Below are 19486 nucleotides of genomic sequence, written 5' to 3' on the forward strand. Positions count from 1 at the left end.
CCCGGTGCGGTTTACCCTTACGGCAGGCCAGAAGGGCGATGCACCGCAAACTGCGGCCCTGATCGAGGGACTGCCTGCCGAGGTCATCATGGCCGATACGGCCTATGACGCCGATCACTTGCGCCAAGCCATCGCCGCCAAGGGAGCGCTGGCCGTCATCCCCAACAACCCGTCACGTGCGCTCAAATATCCGCTCGACAAGCATCTCTATGCCCAGCGTCATCTCGTGGAATGCTGCTTCTCAAAACTCAAGCAGTTCCGTCGCGTCGCAACCCGCTTCGAAAAGACCGCCCGAAATTACCACGCTGTTGTCACTCTCGCAGCCATCGTCTTATGGCTGAGATAAGTGTCCACACCACCTAAGGCACCACAGCGCGAGTGAGCTGCAGTCCTCAATTCGGCAGGCTGCTTGCTCTATTCAAATCACTATTACCACAACCCGTCCAGTGATCTGGGTGGACTCGGCGCTTTGTTGGCTCATGGCGTCGGGTCTGCTCCGTCCTGCTCTCCACGCCCAATCGGAAGCAGATGCGATATGAAACCGTACGTTCGTACGCCGGCGGTGGCCGCGAGCTGATAATATCTGGCCTTTGCAATGACGAGGCCGATGTCGTGGGTGAGGCCGTTCGCACGGCGCTGATGTCAGTGCGCGGCGAGATCGGTATGAGTGAACCTAACCTCCATCCAGACGCCACCAGTGCGCTCCGCCACCGGGCAGATCGGCACGTCTTCATAGGTCGAGGGTTCAGCCGTTTTCGAGCTCGAAGCGAGCGTGGAGCCAGTGACAGCTCAAAATGTATCCTAGACAGCTACCGCGCTGTGTCCACACCAATAAAGTCGCCGCGGACCGGCGCCGCCATGAAGAGGCGAGATCAAAGCGGTACGGTCGAGTGGGCATAGCGGGGAGGGTGACTCGCGCCATCGGCTCGATCATATTCGCCTTTGGGCGCAGACGACGAGGTGTCCTTGCCATCGCCCCATCCAGCCATGATTGATCAGCAGTCACCTGACATGACCGCGTTCGGTTGAAGACGGCCTATGTTCGGGGCCAGACACTAAACACGCGAGGCGCGCCCGCCGGCCAACGCAAAGCGTGCGAATCAGTCTCTTTGGAAAGTTGGCACGTCTGTTGCTGAGAGTGGTGAGGGTTCAGCTCACTGAGCGCACGGCCCTGCCGCGGGGCAGCTGTATCGGATGCGGTGGACTACCAACAATTTTCTGATCTAAAGGCCGCACAAAGCGATGAATGGTGGGACGCGTAAGCCTACGGAAAATCAACCCGGCAAAAATCAGTTTGTGGAACGTCAATCGATCGACGCGATCACAGCGATTGATCGCCTTGCCAGATCGGATCCAGAGAGAGTTGCGCTGAGGTACGGCGCAGACGAACTCACCTACGGGGCGCTGCGATTAAGATCGGATGCCTGCGCGAGGACGTTACGAGAGCATGGCGCTCAGGGCGCGGTCGTCGGCTATTGGGGTGAACGGGACCTCGACTGGGCGACGGCGGTCGTCGCAATTTTGAAGGCCGGATCAACGTACCTGCCGCTCGATCCATCGTTGCCGTCTTCGCGCACATCATTCATGATCGATCAGAGTCGGTGCGCGCTGATTATTGGCCCAGACAAGCCGGATTCGCTCAGCCAGTTCCAGGCGAGCAGCAAACGCACCACGCAATTCATAGCGATAGAGGCGGCGCTGCGCGAGGGCCAGACTTCGTCTGTCTTGCCATCATCGAGCGAGGACAGACTCGCCTACATTCTGTTTACGTCTGGTTCGACGGGCCAGCCTAAGGGCGCAATGATCGCGCGCGCAGCCCTAAACAATCATTTGGCGGCGAAGATTGATGCCCTAACCCTCACTCGGACCGATTGCATCGCGCAGACGGCGTCGCACTGCTTTGACATCTCGCTGTGGCAGCTTCTGGCGGGGCTTTGCGTCGGAGGCTGTATCGCTATCATTGACGATGTAACACTGAAATCGCCAGCATCCCTTCTCAAAGCACTTCAAGAGTATGGCGTGACAGCTGTTCAATTCGTTCCGTCGATGCTTGCGATATTTGTTGAATATCTGCAGTCGCTTGCGGTGGCTGAGCGAGCTCTGGACAGTTTGCGGATTATTTCTACGGTCGGAGAACCTCTAACACCCGGACTGGCGCGCGTATGGCTTGGCTTATATCCCAAGCCCATTCTCAACCACTACGGGCCGACCGAGTGCGCGGACGGCGTTACGCATCATCTGGTTTCCGTGCCACCTGCGCTGGCTGACACTTATGTGCCGATCGGCAAGCCGATTTCTAATCTTGAGGTGTATGTTGCCCACGGATCGCGGCTGTGCAGCACGGGAGAGGTCGGCGAAATCTGTGTTAGCGGCGTTGGGGTCGCTGCTGGCTACGTCAATGACGATGTCCGCACCGAGGATGCCTTTGGGCCTAACCCTTTCTCAAGTGCCCCGTCGTTCCGGCGCCTATACAGGACAGGTGATCTCGGGCGCGTTCGTTCCGATGGCCTTTTGGAATGTCTCGGTCGACGGGACCGCCAGGTCAAAATCCGCGGGCACAGAATTGAGCTGGGAGAAATCGAGGCTCGCCTCTCCGCTCATCATTTGGTACGCGGCGCCGTCGCGGTCGCTGCCGTCTGCGCAGGCGTAAAGCTTATGGCGAGAGACATAACCAGGGCCGAGGGGGAAACTGCATCGAAACGGCTCATCGCGTATGTGGTGGCTCCGGCTGAAGTGGCGGAATGCGAGCTTCAGAACGTTCTTGCCGAAGCGCTTCCCACCTACATGCTCCCAGAAAGGATCATCCACGTCGGCAGTATTCCACTGACCAGAAACGGAAAGGTCGATTTTGGAGCATTGCCGGACCCGACCAGTGTTCGCCCTTCACTGCCGACGCCATTCAAGGAGCCGCAAACAGAGCTCGAAGCCCAGCTGTGTCAAATGTGGTCCGGCGTTCTGGGTATTGAGAACATTGGCGTGAACGATCAGTTCATAAGCCTCGGCGGAGACTCGCTCCGGGCAATGCTCATATTGGGCAAGTTGCAGACACAGCTTGGAGTGAGAACGGATTTCAGGATGGTCCTGAATGGAACGATCCGATCTCTTGCGGCTTCGATCTCGGCCCAATCCGAATCCAAACTGTGCACGGCCCCGACGTACGGAAAGCTTACGCGATCGCCTCTGACGCGAGTTCAGGAGCACTTATGGTTTCTCTCGCAGCTCGATCCCTCTGCCAGGAACTACATCATTCAAGGCGGCCTGCGAATAAAGGGCATCATCGATCTGGCCGCGTTCAATCGCGCCTGGACTGATGTCGTTCATTCCCATCAGGCACTTTCGGCGCGCTTTATCGACGAGGACGGCCCGGTTCAGCTTTTTGATGCTCCGCAATCCGCAACTCTCGAATTGGATGATGCATCTCATCTCACCGCGCAGGAAGCTGAGGAGCTGATCGCAGAGTTACGGCGAACCGAGCTAAGCGGCAGCTTTGATCTCAGCCAAGGCCATTTGTTTCGTGCGCGCATGATCCGATTTGGCACTGACAACCATCTCATACTGATCACCACTCACGAAATTATTATCGATGCCTGGTCGATCTCTGTTCTGCTCAGGGACCTTAGACGAAGGTACGTAGATGGCGCGTCGCTTCTGCCAGAAAACCGCGTTTCACTCTCGACCTACGCGGTCTGGGAAAAACAACACGCTACTCCAGAGGCGCTGGCCAGCCAAGGTAGCTATTGGCGTCGTCAGATTGGTGCTGATCCGCCGGTGCTTTCGCTTGGAACGGAACGAGCGCGGCCGCAGACAAATTCCTGCCGCGGCGCCTCGCATGCGGTGCTGCTTGGCAGCGAGCTCTCCAATCAGGTACGGGAGTTTGCGCGCCGACATAGGTGCACCACGTCGACAACACTCCTCGCATGCTTCAAGCTGATGCTGCGGATGTATAGCGGCCAGGACGATATTATCGTTGGCATACCTCACGTCGTACGGGATCAACCTGGCAGCGCCGACATTGTCGGCTTTTTCCTGAATATGCTGCCAATCCGCACTGCGATCAATGGCGGCCAATCCTTTGCGGTTCATGCCTTGCACGTCCAGGGCCTGGTCAGCGATGCTATCGCAAATTCGGCATATCCGTTCGGCTGGATGGTGAGGGATACCCGGCTATATCGCGAAGCGGGACGATCACCGGTCTTCCAGGTCATGTTCAACATGTACTCCGAAGCCGCGGACCCACTTCGCCAGCATGAGTTGGATCTGACGTTCCGCGAATACGACACCGGCTATGTCAAATTCGATCTGACATTGTACGCACAAGAGCAAGGCGAGGAAATCGCCCTCCAGCTAGCATATTCGGAAGACATATTTTCCAGCGATCTGATTGTCCGCATGGCCGACAACCTGCGCGGTCTGATTGCAGCCTGCGTTGAGAACCCGCTTGCACCGATTCAAGATCTGAGCTGCCTCAGCGCATCAGACGTCACTATGCTGAACTCGCTGGATGGCTCGGCGCGACCATATGAGACTGAATGTCCGCTTGTCGAAGCGTTCGAGCAAATTAGCGTTTCCAATTGCAGCCAGCCGGCATACTTTGGTGATTTCGGTGAGGTCACATTCGGCCAGCTGCGTGAGCGCGTAACAGCTATTAGGTCGTTACTGCGGGCTTCTGACGTGGGCGTTGGCGACACGGTCGCCATGTTGGTCGACCGGTCGCCTGACGTGGCCGCTGTTATTCTTGCGGCGCGAGCCTTGCAGTCCATTGTTGTCCCTATATCGCCGGATTATCCGCGTGATCGGATCGAATATATCCTGCGAGATAGTCAGGTAAAGCTTTTGGTTCACGCAAATACCACTGACCTTGGTTTTGACATGCCGTCGATTTTTCTATCGACTCTAGAAGGGTGCGGCGCGCCCGCGCACGATCTCCAATGCAGCGACAAACCATCAGATCAGGGAATTGCAAGCCTTATATACACGTCGTCCTCAACCGGGAAGGCGAAGGGGGTTCTTATACCGGAATCGGCAATTCTCAATCGGCTGAACTGGATGTGGCGAAGCTTTCCCTTCGACAGTACCGACGTGATGGTTGTCCAGAAGTCCGCATCACTTGTTGCGTCCGCTTGGGAATACTTTGGGGGACTTCTGAGAGGTGTGCCAGCGCTGATCCTGACCCAAGAGCAGTTGCTGGATCCAGATCGGTTGTTGTGCAGGCTGGCGAGAGATCGCGTGACACACCTATTTGCCTCGCCGCCACTCCTGTCCGGCCTCATTGCTTCCCAGGAACGGCACCCGCGACGGACCGCCTTGCGGTTTGTCACAAGCAGCGCCGAGCCGATGCCTTCCTCGCTCCCCGTTCGCTGGCGTGCGTATTTCCCGGATGTGCCGTTGTGGAATTTCTATGGTGCGACGGAATGCGCATCCAATGCAGCAGTCTACGATACATCGGATGCCTACGACGACTCGTCGCTCGTCCCCGTTGGGCGCCCAATCGATAACGTCAAACTCTACGTGCTCGATGCCCAGTTGAGGAGAGTCCCTGTGGGAGCCGCCGGCGAACTCTGCATCGCGGGACGCTGCGTGAGCGCTGGGTACTGGCGGGATCAAGATCGGACCAACCGCTGTTTCGTGCCGAATCCGTATGATGACGGACAATACAGCGTTCTTTATCGAAGTGGCGATATCGCACGCATTTCGACCAGCGGCCTTCTCGAGATTTGCGGCCGCTCGGACAACCAGGTCAAAGTACGGGGCTTTCGCATCGAGCTGGAGGAGGTCGAAGCGGCCCTTGAATCTCATCCGGCAATCACAAAGGCCGCGGTCGTCGCAGCAGGCATGAATGACCATCGTCGCTTGACCGCTAGCGTGGTTCCGGCCCGCGACAGTCTAAGCTCTGAAGACATTGTCATCCACCTGCGCCACACATTGCCCTCCCACATGATTCCTGCCGCCTTCCATTTGGTTGATAGCATCCCCCTTACGGCGAGCGGAAAGATAGATCGTGCTCGCTTGTCGTCCGTTCCTTACCGCGAGGTCGGGCCTAGTCCATCTGCTGAGCCCCGCACGAGGGAGGAGCGCATTCTTGCTGGGATCTGGCAGGATCTATTAGGCGCCAAGCGGGTCGGAATCGATCGGAGTTTCTTTGATATCGGCGGAGACTCTCTTCTATGCGTGCGCTGCGTCACGTTGGCGCGCAAGGCCGGGCTGAATCTCACTGTCCACCAAATTTATCGAACCCCGACCATCAGGGAATTGGCGGCAGACGGAGCGGCGGTTACATCCTTCCCTTCCACGGATGGCTCCTTGCCAGTTACCCCCGCAATCTCATCTTGGAATCGCCTTGTCGGCTTCGATGAGCATTTCAACATCGGCGATCTGTTCTTCTTGCGCGCCGGCACCCTGAATATCCGAATGCTGGAGCGCGCTCTTGACTATGTCATGCATAGGCACGAAGGCCTCAGACTCCGTATTGCTCGAACCGACGATGGTCTCCGTCTGACAATCGGATCTTCCGCGGCCGAACGCCTCGTGGAGGAGATCGATCTTGTCGGAATGAGCGGCCTACAGCAGCGTAAGGCAATCGAGAGCATCTCAGCAAGACATCAACATACGTTTCGGTTTGACGGCCAGACGCCTCTTGTTAAAGCCACGGTGTTCCGCACGTCGGAGAGCGGAGATTACTATCTGCTGATCTTGATGCATCATTTTGTAGCAGACGGGATAGGCTATCGACTGTTCTTGGAAGCATTGGATGCTGCTTACAACACCCTTGCCTCAGGCCTCGCCGCGAGTGGTTCCGAGGACATACAAATGCTCTCTCCATGGTTGAAACGCCTTGAGCGCTACGCGAACAGCGAAGCGCCAGCCGAACTCAAGTACTGGGAGAGGATTAACTACCATGAGTTCGATTTGCACGTCAGCGACACTTCATCGGGCGGCGCGAGCTTTTCGGAAGTGACCGCGAGAGAGCTTCACTATGCATGCCTTGAAGGTCGCATGGATGAAACGAATTGCCGGTCCCTTTGGGAAGATCAGGCCAAGTACCATCTGGAGATTGACAAAAAAGCGACGGCTGATCTCCTCAATATTGCGGCTGGATGGGCGCATTGTCAGGACTTTGACGTGTTTCTTGCCGCGATATCTGGCGCATTTGGACGTGTTTTCGGCAACTATTCGCTCTGGATCGATAGCCTTACCTCGACCCGAAGTCGGCTGTTTGACGATCTCGATCCATCTCAGGTTATCGGCGTTATCAGCGAGATCGTTCCGCTTCCCTTGAGTCTCACGGGAACGGAGCCCCGTACCGATCGTGCTCGTTCAATATTCCGCCAGCGCAACGCCCTGCCACGCGGGGGAATTGGCTTTCGGGCCATGAAATTCCTGAACCGAGATCCAGCGGTGCGGAGCCGGGTGGATCGCTTGCCCTTGCCCAGAATTGGATTGAATTATCGAGTGGGTTTGCAGCGCAATTTTCCACGGCATTTCCTAGCCGAGGAACCTTCTCCACTCTGGATCGGCAAAGACATGGATGAAGCGGGCGTGAATTACCTCTTCTGGTTCAGTGTCGGATATCAAGCCGGCCATCTACAGATCGAAACGAGGTATAATTCAACTCAGGTCAGCTATGAGGTGACCCGCAATCTTTGCACGGTGTTGCAACAGGAGCTGTTGCGGACGATCAACGAATTCGGAGGATTTGGCGACACTGTCATCCATGAATGAGCCGGAGGCCAATTTGTCGTCGAGAGCGATCGCGATGTGATGCCAAAGAAAAAACAGTACAACGATCTATCGGACCCCAATCTCTTGGGCCTTATCCTGCGGCTCGCCCTTCCGTCTGTTGTTGGCTTATCGATTCATGCGTTACAGCAGGCCGTCAATGCGATCTTTGTTGGCGTACTTGGCGCGCAGGCGATCGCAGCTGTCGGCATGACTTTGCCGATCGTGGTCCTGCTCACGGCAGTCGGACAGGGGATCGGTGTTGGAATAGCGTCGATCATATCTCGTCATCTCGGCGCTGGTGAGTACCTCGAGGCGAGTCGAGGCGCGAGTACTGCACTCGCGCTGGCCGCTCCGATCGGTATCATGTTTACTGTCGCTCTGCTTCTAAGCCTGCGAGGGATATTCGTAACGCTCGGGGCAACTCCAACCATCATGCCCGCAGCGCTCGACTACGCGGCGACGCTTTTGTACGGGTACACCCTTATGCTTCTAAACATCGTCAACGGTTTCATCGTCAGGGCCGAGGGTAACACACGATTCAGCATGTGGACGATGATTACCGCGTTCATTCTGAACGCTGTGCTCGATCCCGTCTTCATATTCTTGCTGGACCTCGGCGTGCGAGGCGCAGCCCTGGCAACGCTGGTATCTCAGATCGCTGCTATTAGCCTCTATATCGCGTATTTTACGAACCTTCGCGGGATAGTCGTCGTCAGAATATCTCACATCTCATTGCGAGCAGATCGCATCAGAGAGCTCGCGTTCATAGGAGCGCCGGCGACCATGACCAGTATTTTATCTGCCGTTGCCTTTATGCTCTTGTACGGAGCTGCTGCGCCGTTCGGGGACGATTCCATCGCGGCCGTGGGAATAGCTGTGCGATTGCTGACGATCGGCGCACTGCCTATCACCGGCTTCTGTATAGGCTCTCAAGCTCTCCTGGGTTTCGGTTGGGGCTCACGCGACTTTGCTCGCGTATTAAGGGCCGTGAAGTTCATACTATCCATGACTGTCGCTCTTTCCGTCGCGTATTCTGTGGCCGTTGTGATTTTTGCCCGGCCTTTGGTCAGGCTGTTCAGCGATAGCGAGAAGGTCACGGAAATTGCCGTCTCGACCTGCATCGTCTTCCATCTCTTTTTCGGACTTTTTGGTATTCAGAGTCTCGTGACGGCGATGCTTCAGTCGTTCGGGAGAGCGCGCCTGAGTGCGGTTGTATCCATGGCGAGGCAAGGCTATCTCTTCATACCGGCCGTACTGTTGTTCCCTGTCATATCGGGTTTCAACGGACTGTTGGCCAGTCAAGCAATCGCTGAGCTGGGCGCCGGAATGATCGCGCTGTTTGTCATGTTCCACCAGTTCACCGAGCTCAGACGAGCGCGCCGGCACCATGCCTCAACGGCGATCGGAGATCGCGGGTTAACTTGACAAGGGACATCATCGGGGCCCAGAGCATTAGGCCTGAATGCATTCGGCGTTTGTTGTACATCTCGTCCGTGAAGCGTGGAAGATCATCGACGACGTCTTCGAACGTCTCGTAGGCCATCGGATAGACCGCCTCGACATTCATGGTTTTCATGAAGCTTTCGGCCTATCTATACATTCGCCAGTCCTGGATGCGACAAGTCGTCGAGAATGTCGAGAGTGCCAAACGGCAGTATGCGCTTCGCGGACGCGCGGTTGCCTTCGGATGGCGCGACGAGCAAATCATCGTTATCGACAATGATCATTGCGAGTCCGGTGCATCGGCCGCTTGGCGGGAGGGATTTCAGCTCTTGGTCAGCGATGGTTTTTTCCAGCCGGCGACGCTTCGACGGCGATACGCGTCCTAAACAACCCTCGCTACGCCGGCACCTACGCCTATGAGCGGCCGCGCTATCGATGGGCCGTCGACGTAAAAGGCCCTGCAGCGGCGTGACCACGATGACTGGCTGGCTTTCATCCCCGATGCCCATCCCGGCTATATCAGCTGGGAGCAATTCCAGGAGAATCTCAAGGTTCTCAAGAGCAACGGTCAGGAATATGAGGTGGCGCGCGCATGGCCTCCACGGGAAGCAACGGCGCTGCTGCAGGGGCGCGCGGTGTGCTGGCGATGCGGCAGGCAGGGCAACCAAGAACCAATGAGGTGATTAAAATTATTAGTCGTCGCGATTTTCTGGCTGGTACTGGCCTTGCCATCATCGCCGGTATGGCACCTGTCGACTTCCTTCGGACTGAACAGCTCTCACCCTATTATCCGCCATCTCTGACTGGTCTGCGCGGCAGCCATTGACTCATTCGAGGCGGCACGCGCACTTGGACGCGAGGGTAAGGTTTTCCAAGTTGCACAAACACCTGCGGAGGAAACTTACGATCTGGTCATTGTCGGCGGCGGCATCAGCGGCTTGTCTGCCGCATGGTTCTATCGACAGAAGCATGCTGCTGATAAGAAAATTCTCATCCTTGAGAACCATGATGATTTCGGCGGGCACGCCAAGGGCAATGAATTCACAGTCGGTGGCCGGCTAATCAGGGGTTATCGGGGTACGGAAACCATCGATTCCCGGCGCACCAGCTATAGCGAAGTCGCAGCCGGCAATCGCTGGCCCATCGATCTCGATCGCTTTAGCGCGGCATTCGACCGTACCTTCTACGCATCCAGGAATCTGAGCCGCGGCGTCTTCTTCAACAAGGAGAATTGGGGAGAAGACAAGCTCGTGACCGGCGATCCGTTCTGGATGGCAGGCGACGACCAACTTGCCAACCCGGCTCAACGCCCTCCCGCTAAAAGCCTTCATCGCCGATTTCCCACCCGGGGAAGCGGACAAGGCGGCTCTTGTTGCCTTCCATGAAAAGCCTATCGATTGCCTCAAGGGAATGGTTTTGGATGCCAAGGAGAACATTTTCGCCGGGACCAGCTACAGAGACTATCTCATCAAGCACGCCGGGATGAGCGAGAGGGCTGCGCAGTATTTTCAAGGACGTTTTAACGACCTCTTCGCGTCAAGTTCCGACACGGTGTCGGCGCTGGCCGCGATGAACACCGGCTTCCCGGGCTTCGATGGCCTAGGCATGAAGACCGCACGGGCCACCGACAAGGACGCGGATGATCCCTATATCTGCCATTTCCCGAACGGCAATGCCTCCATTGCCCGCCTGCTGGTCCGCAGCCTCATCCCTGGTGGGGCGCCGGGCACGACAATGGATGACATCGTCCTTGCACGCTTCGACTATAGCAAGCTCGACGAAGCCAGTTCGCGGGTACGCCTACGCCTCAATAGCATCGCGGTGAAATGTCAGGAACGTCGATGATCATGCAGATGTCAGTTATGTGAAGGGAGGCACGTTACGCAAGGTTCGGCGACGCAAATGCATCCTCGCCGGATACAACATGATGATCCCATTCCTTTGCCCTGAACTGCCGGAGGAACAGAATCTAGCGCTCCGGCAGAACGTCAAGATGCCGCTGATCTAGACAAACGTGGTGGTGCGGACTTGGAAGGCGTTTCTCGAGCTCGGTATTCATTCACGAACTCTATGTGCCGACCGGAACATACGCCCGCGTCAAGATGGATTTTCCAGTCAGTCTCGGCGGATACGAACACCCGAAGGAGCTGTCAGAGACGATGTGCGTTCACATGTGCTGCGCACCAACCACGCCGAATCAAGGCCTGGATGCACGCGACCAGTCGACGCTCGGGCGCCAGAGATTGCTCGAGACGCCCTTCGACAAGTTGGAGCACGATGTCCGCGACCAGCTCAGTCGCCAGCTCGCTGGCAGCAGCTTCGATGAGGACGGGATATCCAGGGCATTACCGTCAATCGCTGGCCCCATGGCGCTATGCCTTTTCTCCGAACAGCCTGACCAAACAGTGCAGAGGGTGTCGCAAATTGTGACGCCACTTCGCAAACCTTACGTACGAATTTGTGACGCTAGATTTGCCGTCGCAACCACTTGCGCGCGGTTGCGACACGTGTAGTTGTCGCGAAGGCGGACGTGCCTGAATGTCTGCAATCCGCTAAGCTAGTTGCGAACACGACATCGGCAGTTGGCGCTTTCGCGCCTGTGGTTCAAGTGGGGAGAAGAGCATATATGCAACTCAGCAGAAGCCTGTCGATCTTGTTTTATTTGCTTTTGGCTGCAAGCGTGAGCACGATGGCCAAGGCCGACGAGCCCTCGCCAAAATATGCCGAGGTGCTCAGTGCCCTGCACTCTGGCAAGAATGTGAAGGTCATTCTGGACCTCAACCGCTGTACTACCGTAGATGGCGGCAAGCCCGGGCCGTCCGTGCAGGGCGGGCTGGTTATCCGTGCCTTCAGGGTGACCCCCCGGAACGGCATCAGCTTCGCCGATGCGCATCAAACCGTGGACAGCTTGGGACACCCGGTGACGGAATACATTCGCCACAGCCTCAGCCGCGAAGGCAAGCTCACGGTGCGGGCCTCCAAAGTGGCCGCCGGGGCGACTGAAGCCGTGAACCAGGGCGAATTCGTCTGCGAACTGCCGGACGGCGCGAAGTTCGTCTGGTAATCGAAAAAAACACTGCTCGCGGCTGGGGTGCGGTTTCGCTACCCTGATTCTCTAGGCCGTGTGACATTTATCGGAGCCATAACACGGTAGCCCCGATCGTGACGACGGCCAGGTAGTTTCCGGTCGTGTTTTCAGTGGGGTGCCACGCGGCGAAATTGCTCCAGTTTGCTCAAGCAGCATTCGATGAGGTGACGAGGGGCGTAGAGGTGTTTGCCGAGCGGATATTTGAGTGATCGCGAGTGGTTGTTGGGAATGATGGCTTGGCCCCTTTGTCGGCCGCAGCATCGCGGATGTGATCGGCGTCATAAGCGGCATCTGCGATGATCTGAGTCGCTCATGTCAGATCGTGTGCCACAGCTGCAAATCGGCTCACCGATGTGGACACCCAACGCAAGGCTTAAGACGGTCGGGAGATGGCACAGTGATGATGAAAGTCGCGGACGACGAGAAGTCGCCAGTTGTGGTGCTCAGCGCTACATCGCCGTGCCCACAAGATGAGCACAAAATAGCTTGAACCTGACGTGGCGTCAGGTTGTAGGCTTGGCAGCGCCTGTAGCTCATTGACAAACCAATTCGAGTGGCGTGGCTTGCTAGTCTAATTCTCAAGCTTGTCATTTGAGGGGTGATGAGTGACCGCCGAGGCACATTTCGTGCCAGGGCGGCAAGGCGCAGGCTATTGGAATGGGCTGAGACAAGCCCACGAACATCGACTGGACCCGGGAGAGAAGCTACCCATGAGCGCATCCAAGCCTTTTCCGCTCAACGCCTGGTACGCGGCTGCATGGTGCCACGAAATCGGCCGCCAGCTGTCCGCCCGCACCATCTGCGGCAAGAACGTCGTGCTCTACCGGCTCACCGACGGCGTGGTCGCCGCGCTGGAGGATGCCTGCTGGCACCGGCTGCTGCCGCTGTCGCTCGGACATCTCAAGGGCGATAATGTCATGTGTGGCTATCACGGGCTGGTCTTCAATTCGGCCGGCCGCTGCACCTACATGCCCGCGCAGAAGACGATTAATCCGTCAGCCTGCGTGCGCGTCTATCCGGTCGCCGAGCGGCATCGCCTGGTCTGGCTGTGGCCCGGTGATCCCGCACTGGCGGATCCTGCCAAAATTCCGAATTTTCACTGGAACGACGGCACGCACTGGGTCGGCGAGGGGGGCACATTCTATCAGCTGAAATGCGACTATCGCCTTGTGATCGACAACCTCATGGACCTCACGCACGAGACCTATGTGCACGCTGGCAGCATCGGCGACGAGGCGATCACGGCCGCGCCCTTTGATGTGACCCACACCGGCGACACGGCGACGATGACGCGCTGGATGATCGACATCGAGCCGCCCCCGTTCTGGGCCCGCCAGCTCGGACGGCCGGGCCGTGTCGATCGCTGGCAGATCGTGACGTTCCAGGCACCGTCGGTCGTCGTCGGCGACGTCGGCGTGGCGCTGACAGGTACGGGCGCGCCGCAAGGTGACCGCTCGCACGGCGTCAACGGTGCGTTCTTGGCGGCGATCTCGCCCGAGACCGAGACGACCTGCCACTATTTCTGGAACTTCGTCCGAAATTATCGCAGGAATGATGCGCAATTGACGAGAGAGCTCCAGCTCGCCCACGTCAATGGCGGAGCGGGCGTCTACGATCAGGATCACAGGGTATTGGAGGCGCAGCAGGCTGCGATCGAGAAGAACCCGCGTTCGCCCTTCTACGATCTCAACATCGATGCGGGCGCGCTCTGGGCGCGGCGACTGATCGACCGGATGCTGGCCGACGAACAGGCCCGCATGATCGCAAACGTTGCGGCCGAGTGAGCGAAAAGTCATGGCCAAGCCGATCGAATGGGCTAGCGCGCGCCTTCGCGCCAGGCGCGAGCTTACTCCTGACGTCCTCCTCCTCGAAATCGAGGCGGACCGCGCATTCGTCACAGCAACGCCCGGCAGTCACATCGACGTCGTTGTGCCCATTGACGGACGGCCGCAGCTTCGTAGCTATTCGCTGGTGGGACCTTGTCCGGACGGACTCTATCGCATCGCCGTTAAACGGCTCGCGTCCAGCCGGGGCGGGTCTATCGGCATGTGGCGCCTCAAGGCGGGCGAACGGCTTACGATCTCCGCGCCGAGCAACAGCTTCGAATTGAGCTACGGCCGGCCGGAATATCTGCTGCTCGCCGGCGGCATCGGAATCACGGCGATCTATACGATGGCACTGGCGCTGAACCAAGCGGGCGCGAGGTTTCGCCTGCTCTATGCCTCGCGCAGCCGCCGCGACCTTGCACTCGCAGACGAGCTGGCCCGTCATATCGGCGAACGGCTTCAGCTCTTCGTCAGTGAAGAGGGACAGCGCATCGACATCGCCGGCGAGATCGCCCAACTCGATCCGCGCGGCGAGCTCTATGTGTGTGGCCCCTTCGGCATGTTGGAGGCGGTCAGGCGCCTGTGGTACGAAGCAGGCAGGCCCGTGGCGCACCTCCGCTACGAGACGTTCGGCAATGCTGGCAACTTTGCGGACGCGCCGTTCAAGATTAAGATTCCCCGACTGGGTCTCGAACTCGACGTTCCTGCCAACCGTTCCATGCTGGACGCGCTTGAAGATGCCGGCGTCGACATGATCTTCGGTTGCCGACGCGGAGAATGTGGCCTATGCGTCCTGCCGATCCTGGAGGCGTCGGCCCCGGTCGATCATCGCGACGTGTTCTTCAGCAGCGAGGAGCGGGCGACGAACGGGAAGCTGTGCACCTGCGTGTCGCGTGCGACCAGCGGTTGCATTACCGTCGATACGCCCGATCGAATGCCAACCCCGTAATCTAAGTTCTACTGCTTCCGGCCGCGACGAGCAAAGAACTCGCAAGACGCCTCGGTGTTCTGCAGTTTTCTGCCTGGGGTCAGCGCTTCGGCGCTGAAGTCTATGCGTGCGGCAATCCGGGATTTGAACCTCCGAAGACGGGCCCATGTGTCAATGGCTGACATCGCTCGGCAGCTCAATCCACTCCTGCCGGGGTGGATTGAGTATTACGGTCGATTCACGCGGGCGGCTCTGGGGCCAATCCTTCGATACATCAATCAGACAATTGAGGCTTGGATGATGCGGAAGTTCAAACGCTTTATGGGGCGCAAGGCCAAGGCCGGCCACGTTCTCGAACGACTATCTCGAGAACGTCCGGGGTTCCTCGCACACTGGAAGATCGGCATACGCGGCTCCTTCGCCTGATGGGGCCAAGTGAGGCGAGAGTCTCGCGCTGGGATCTATGAGAGGCCGGCGGTGAGATTCCACCGGCCTACTCGCCAAAGCTGCATGTCCGGATCTGTCCGGTGGGCGCTCAGTAATGAGCGTCCCTGCGGCAGCGCACCGTGTCCGATACACGACGATGTTGAAGATGCGAACAGGCTGGTTTGGACGACCACGTTGTATCTAAAAGAGTTTCTTCGTTGGCACGACTAATGCTTTGGGTTAGCCGGCGACGCGCCGGACCGACGATATTCCCGTGGAGCAATCGCGAGCTGTCGATTTGGTCATCCAAGAGTACGGAGCAGCCGATAGATGACTTCGATCATGACCTCATTCCTCATCCAGAACCAGATGCAATGGAGCTTGCAAAGGGCCATGCCGATCCAGCGGCTGACGAACCATGTTGACGACAATGCCGCGCCCAATCAGCCGCCCGACCGTGCTTTCGTTTCGGAAATTCTACTTCGAGTGTTGTCAAGGCTCCCGACGTCCTCATCTCGGTCGGTCGCTTGTCTTCTAGCGCTGGCCCTGACCTGCGCCTTCTTAATAGGTGACGTCTCCGCCGAGACCCCTCCGACGTCCGTGCCGCTCACCCGCTTTACGCTCGACAACGACCTGCAGGTCGTCGTGATCCCGGACCATCGCACACCGGTGGTGACGCAGATGATCTGGTACAAGGTCGGCTCCGCAGACGAGACGCCGGGCAAATCCGGGCTCGCCCATTTTCTCGAACACCTGATGTTCAAGGGCACGGAGAAGCATGCGGTTGGCGAATTCTCGCGGATCGTGCATCGCGTTGGCGGAAACCAAAACGCCTTCACCTCCACTGATTTTACCGCCTACTTTCAGCGCGTCCCACGCGAACAACTGCCGACCATGATGAACCTCGAGGCCGACCGGATGACCGGCCTGGTTCTGAAGGACGAGAACGTACTACCCGAGCGTGACGTCGTGCTCGAAGAACGCAACATGCGGGTTGCCAACAGCCCCGCCGCGCGGCTGATCGAGCAGATTCAGGGAGCGCTCTACCTCAATCACCCGTATGGACGGCCGATTATCGGTTGGCGGCAAGAGATCGAAAAGCTTGATCGCGAGGATGCGCTCGCCTTCTGCCGCCGCTTCTACGCGCCGAACAATGCGATCCTGGTGATCGCCGGCGATGTCGAGGCCGCCGACGTGCGTCCGCTGGTCGAGCAGACCTTCGGTTCGATCCCGGCGCAGCCGGCGATCACCAGGATCGCATTCGACCGCCTGAGCCGGAGCCGGACGGGCCACGCACCGTAACGCTTGCCGATCCACGCGTTGAACAGCCGGCTGTGCTGCGCACTTATCTGGTACCATTCTGGTACCATCGGCCACCACGGCCGCCCCCGGCGAGAGTGCTGCCCTCGAGGTGCTCGCGCGATTAATCGGCAGTGGGAACAACTCCTATCTCTACCGAGCGCTGGTTGTCGATCGGCCGCTCGCGGTCTCGGCTGGTGCGGACTACTCCAGCACCTCGCTTGAGTCGACCCAATTCTGGATCTCGGTCTTTCTCAAGCCCGGCGTCGAATTCGTGCAGATCGAGCAGGTGATCGCGGGCGTCATCGCCGACGTCGCGCAAAATCCGATCTGCGCCAAGGACTTGGAGCGGGTCAAGACCCAGCTCGTTGCGCAAGCGGTTTATGCCCAGGACAATCAGTCGATGCTGGCGCGCTGGTATGGCGTCGCGCTGACCACGGGGCTTTCCGTCGAGGACATCCAGAGCTGGCCGGACCGCATTCGCGCCGTCACGGCCGAGCAGGTCCGCGCCGCCGCGCAAAAATGGCTCGACAAGAAGCGTTCGGTGACCGGCTATCTGATCAAGGACACCACCACGACCAAGCGCTAGGAGAAGCGTCCGTGACCCGTTCTTTCCTTTGTACTCGACGCATCGCGCTCTCCGTTGCGGCCGGCCTGGCGCTCTCGCTCGCGGCGATCTCGCTGGCACAGGCCGCAGCCAAGATCCAGCACCTGATCTCGCCCGGCGGAATCCAAGCCTGGTTCGTGCAGGATGCTGTCGTGCCGCTGATCGCCGTGGAATATTCGTTTGCCGGCGGAGCGGCGCAGGATCCCGCGGACAAGCCGGGCGTCGCCAGCCTCGTCGCCGCTCTGCTCGACGAAGGGTCCGGCGATCTCGATTCCAAAACTTTTCATGAGCGGCTCGAGCGGCGCGCCATCGAGCTCAGCTTCAGCGCCGGCCGCGATACCTTCCGCGGCAGCCCGCGGATGCTGCGTGACAACAAGGATGAAGCCTTCGATCTATTGCGCATGGCGCTGACCTCGCCGCATTTCCATCCGGCCGACGTCGAGCGCATCCGCTTGCAGGTCACCGCTGGCCTGCGCCACGACACCACCAATCCGAGCGCGCTTGCGAACCGGAAATTTCTCGAAATCGCCTTTGGCGATCATCCGTGCGGGCATCAGGCAAGCGGCACGTTGGACAGCGTCCCCACGATCACCGTGGCCGACATGAACGACTATGTTGGCCGCGTGCTCGCTGAAGATCGCGGTCGTCGGCGATGTCGACGCGGAAACGCTCGGCAGATTGCTAGACCAGACGTTCGGCAGCTTGCCGGCAAAGGGGACGCTGATGCCGGTGGCCGATGTGGAGGCGGCCAGGCCGCCGACGCGCACGTCTTGCCGCAGACCGTGATCGCCTTCGGCGGACCCAGCGTAAAGCGCAGCGATCCCAACTTCATGGCGGCGTATGTCGTCAATCACATCCTGGGCGGCAGCGGCCCCTCGTCCCGGCTCTATCGCGAGGTGCGCGAGAAGCGGGGACTCGCCTATTCGATGTTCGAATCGCTGCTCTGGATGGAGCACTCGGCCGTGTTCATCGGCAATACCGGCACGCGTGCTGATCGCGCTGGCGACACGATCGACGCCGTCGAGAAGGAGGTTTGCCGCATCGCCGAGGAAGGGCCGACGCAGAAGGAGCTCGAGGAAGCCAAGTCCTACCTCAAGGGCTCGCAGATGCTCGCGCTCGACGCTTCCTCCAAGCTCGCACAGGGGCTGCTGCAATACCAAGAGGACAAGCTGCCGATCGACTATATCGAAAGGCGCAACGCCATCATCGAGGCGGTGACGCTCGATGACGCCAAGCAGGCGACAAGGCGGCTGTGGGGGCAGGGCCTTCTGACCGTCGTCGTCGGCCGCGCGCCGCAGGCCGCCGCGCAGCCGGCCGCGGCGCCCGCGCCGAGATCGAACTGAAGTGCCTTACGGCCAGTAGCCCTCCATAGTCGAGTTCGGCACCTCCCATGACAGCTCTCGAAAAGAAACGAGAGATCCTCTCTTGCAGGCTGTTTAAGGTATATCGCTTCGCGCGGTCGCTTTGCGGAGCATCCTAAGCCTTGAAAGCGTTGCAAGCGGATGACAAACGACCAACGGAAGGGTTCATGAAACTGACCCCGTCCGTGACACGGTAGCCTCCACACTTTCGACGCCGGCGCTCCGAGATGGTGACTGGTGCGGCTTAAGGAATTGATTGACTGAAGTCGCCCCGAACTGGGCCGGATGCAACCGCCGTCGCAATTGTGGCGCCAAACGACTGCTTTAAGCTTTTGCAGCGCCACCTTCCGAGAATCCAACCTGCAAGCCCAGTCTTTGTGGGCTCCGGACAGGAGGTCAGATATGAATACTCTTCAGCTGCCGGGATCTCCGTCGCCTCGCTCGACCCGAGACTAGTTCGTCGTCCGTGAAGAATCGCCCAAGCCATTGATGTGGAGTCGATTTTTCGGTCGTGAGGGGGTTTGAGATTGCAAGCTTTCGGGGTTTGACGCCGCAAAAGCTTGCAAATCTGCATTTGAGGATACCGCCGAATCGCGCGTCGTGATTCCCTCGGTCTGACCGGAGGGGACGATGAAGCCAAAGGAACGACGCGACAGCGGACAGGCCGATCTTCTGCGCTCCCGGCTGGACGCGATCCTCGACATGGATCATGCACTGGTGAAGCTTTCGCGGACGATCGACTGGTCGGTCCTGGAACAGCGGTTCGGTGCGGTGTATGAGGACAAGGCG

At 58.7% G+C, this 19486-nt stretch carries 11 protein-coding genes and 4 pseudogenes; 14 read left to right on the top strand and 1 reads right to left on the bottom strand.

Annotated elements, in window-relative coordinates:
* The 8 genes from K288_RS0138115 to K288_RS0138155 all read left to right on the top strand — a co-directional run.
* Nucleotides 1-346: IS5 family transposase (locus K288_RS0138115; RefSeq protein ID WP_027584204.1), on the top strand; the 346-nt coding region annotated here is incomplete at its 5' end.
* Nucleotides 347-1242: 896 nt separating this feature from the next.
* Nucleotides 1243-7719, top strand: coding sequence for a non-ribosomal peptide synthetase (locus K288_RS0138120; protein WP_027584205.1), 6477 nt, complete (start codon nucleotides 1243-1245; stop codon nucleotides 7717-7719).
* Between the two features lie 39 nt (nucleotides 7720-7758).
* Nucleotides 7759-9144 (top strand): MATE family efflux transporter, encoded by a 1386-nt coding sequence (locus K288_RS47855; RefSeq protein WP_051334969.1) that lies wholly within the window; start codon nucleotides 7759-7761, stop codon nucleotides 9142-9144.
* A 149-nt stretch (nucleotides 9145-9293) separates the two neighbouring features.
* Nucleotides 9294-9548 carry a hypothetical protein gene (locus K288_RS54375; protein WP_201449792.1) on the top strand — a complete coding sequence of 85 codons (255 nt, stop codon included), beginning with the start codon at nucleotides 9294-9296 and terminating at the stop codon, nucleotides 9546-9548.
* Nucleotides 9549-9754: 206 nt separating this feature from the next.
* Nucleotides 9755-9988: a twin-arginine translocation signal domain-containing protein gene (locus K288_RS54380; protein ID WP_152535875.1), complete on the top strand. Its 234-nt coding sequence runs from the start codon at nucleotides 9755-9757 to the stop codon at nucleotides 9986-9988.
* An 88-nt stretch (nucleotides 9989-10076) separates the two neighbouring features.
* The gene (locus K288_RS49920) at nucleotides 10077-10547 is read left to right on the top strand and encodes an FAD/NAD(P)-binding protein (protein ID WP_256378881.1); all 471 of its coding nucleotides are present in this window, start codon (nucleotides 10077-10079) and stop codon (nucleotides 10545-10547) included.
* Nucleotides 10453-11007, top strand: a complete 555-nt coding sequence (locus K288_RS49925; RefSeq protein ID WP_152535876.1) for a hypothetical protein — start codon at nucleotides 10453-10455, stop codon at nucleotides 11005-11007. Before K288_RS49920 ends, K288_RS49925 begins: the two co-directional genes overlap by 95 nt.
* 781 nt (nucleotides 11008-11788) lie before the next feature.
* Entirely contained in the window at nucleotides 11789-12226 is a 438-nt protein-coding gene (locus tag K288_RS0138155; protein ID WP_027584210.1) for a VirK family protein, read from the top strand.
* A 67-nt stretch (nucleotides 12227-12293) separates the two neighbouring features.
* On the opposite strand, the pseudogene K288_RS54385 reads toward K288_RS0138155, so the two are convergent.
* Nucleotides 12294-12551: pseudogene (locus K288_RS54385) on the bottom strand (IS5/IS1182 family transposase); the annotation flags it as partial.
* 409 nt (nucleotides 12552-12960) lie between these two features.
* Between K288_RS54385 and K288_RS0138160 the strand changes: the two are divergent.
* The 6 genes and pseudogenes from K288_RS0138160 to K288_RS55135 all read left to right on the top strand — a co-directional run.
* Nucleotides 12961-14034 carry an aromatic ring-hydroxylating dioxygenase subunit alpha gene (locus tag K288_RS0138160; protein WP_027584211.1) on the top strand — a complete coding sequence of 358 codons (1074 nt, stop codon included), beginning with the start codon at nucleotides 12961-12963 and terminating at the stop codon, nucleotides 14032-14034.
* A gap of 10 nt (nucleotides 14035-14044) precedes the next feature.
* Entirely contained in the window at nucleotides 14045-15025 is a 981-nt protein-coding gene (locus K288_RS0138165; protein WP_027584212.1) for a PDR/VanB family oxidoreductase, read from the top strand.
* Nucleotides 15026-15127: 102 nt separating this feature from the next.
* The gene (locus K288_RS0138170; RefSeq protein WP_027584213.1) at nucleotides 15128-15430 is read left to right on the top strand and encodes a group II intron maturase-specific domain-containing protein; all 303 of its coding nucleotides are present in this window, start codon (nucleotides 15128-15130) and stop codon (nucleotides 15428-15430) included.
* 564 nt (nucleotides 15431-15994) lie between these two features.
* A pseudogene (locus K288_RS47865) lies at nucleotides 15995-17318 on the top strand (pitrilysin family protein).
* Nucleotides 17319-17329: 11 nt separating this feature from the next.
* Nucleotides 17330-18679 (top strand): annotated as a pseudogene (locus K288_RS47870) (pitrilysin family protein).
* A 648-nt stretch (nucleotides 18680-19327) separates the two neighbouring features.
* Nucleotides 19328-19486 (top strand): annotated as a pseudogene (locus K288_RS55135) (IS5/IS1182 family transposase); the annotation flags it as partial.

Source organism: Bradyrhizobium sp. Ai1a-2 (assembly GCF_000426245.1).
Classification (GTDB): domain Bacteria; phylum Pseudomonadota; class Alphaproteobacteria; order Rhizobiales; family Xanthobacteraceae; genus Bradyrhizobium.

What these genes read in the sequence shown, in the direction of transcription:
- K288_RS0138160 (WP_027584211.1), top strand. Translation starts at nt 12,961, where the DNA reads ATGAGCGCATCCAAGCCTTTTCCGCTCAACGCCTGGTACGCGGCTGCA.
- K288_RS0138165 (WP_027584212.1), top strand. Translation starts at nt 14,045, where the DNA reads ATGGCCAAGCCGATCGAATGGGCTAGCGCGCGCCTTCGCGCCAGGCGC.
- K288_RS47855 (WP_051334969.1), top strand. Translation starts at nt 7,759, where the DNA reads ATGCCAAAGAAAAAACAGTACAACGATCTATCGGACCCCAATCTCTTG.
- K288_RS0138120 (WP_027584205.1), top strand. Translation starts at nt 1,243, where the DNA reads ATGAATGGTGGGACGCGTAAGCCTACGGAAAATCAACCCGGCAAAAAT.
- K288_RS0138155 (WP_027584210.1), top strand. Translation starts at nt 11,789, where the DNA reads ATGCAACTCAGCAGAAGCCTGTCGATCTTGTTTTATTTGCTTTTGGCT.
- K288_RS0138170 (WP_027584213.1), top strand. Translation starts at nt 15,128, where the DNA reads ATGCGTGCGGCAATCCGGGATTTGAACCTCCGAAGACGGGCCCATGTG.
- K288_RS54375 (WP_201449792.1), top strand. Translation starts at nt 9,294, where the DNA reads ATGAAGCTTTCGGCCTATCTATACATTCGCCAGTCCTGGATGCGACAA.
- K288_RS54380 (WP_152535875.1), top strand. Translation starts at nt 9,755, where the DNA reads ATGGCCTCCACGGGAAGCAACGGCGCTGCTGCAGGGGCGCGCGGTGTG.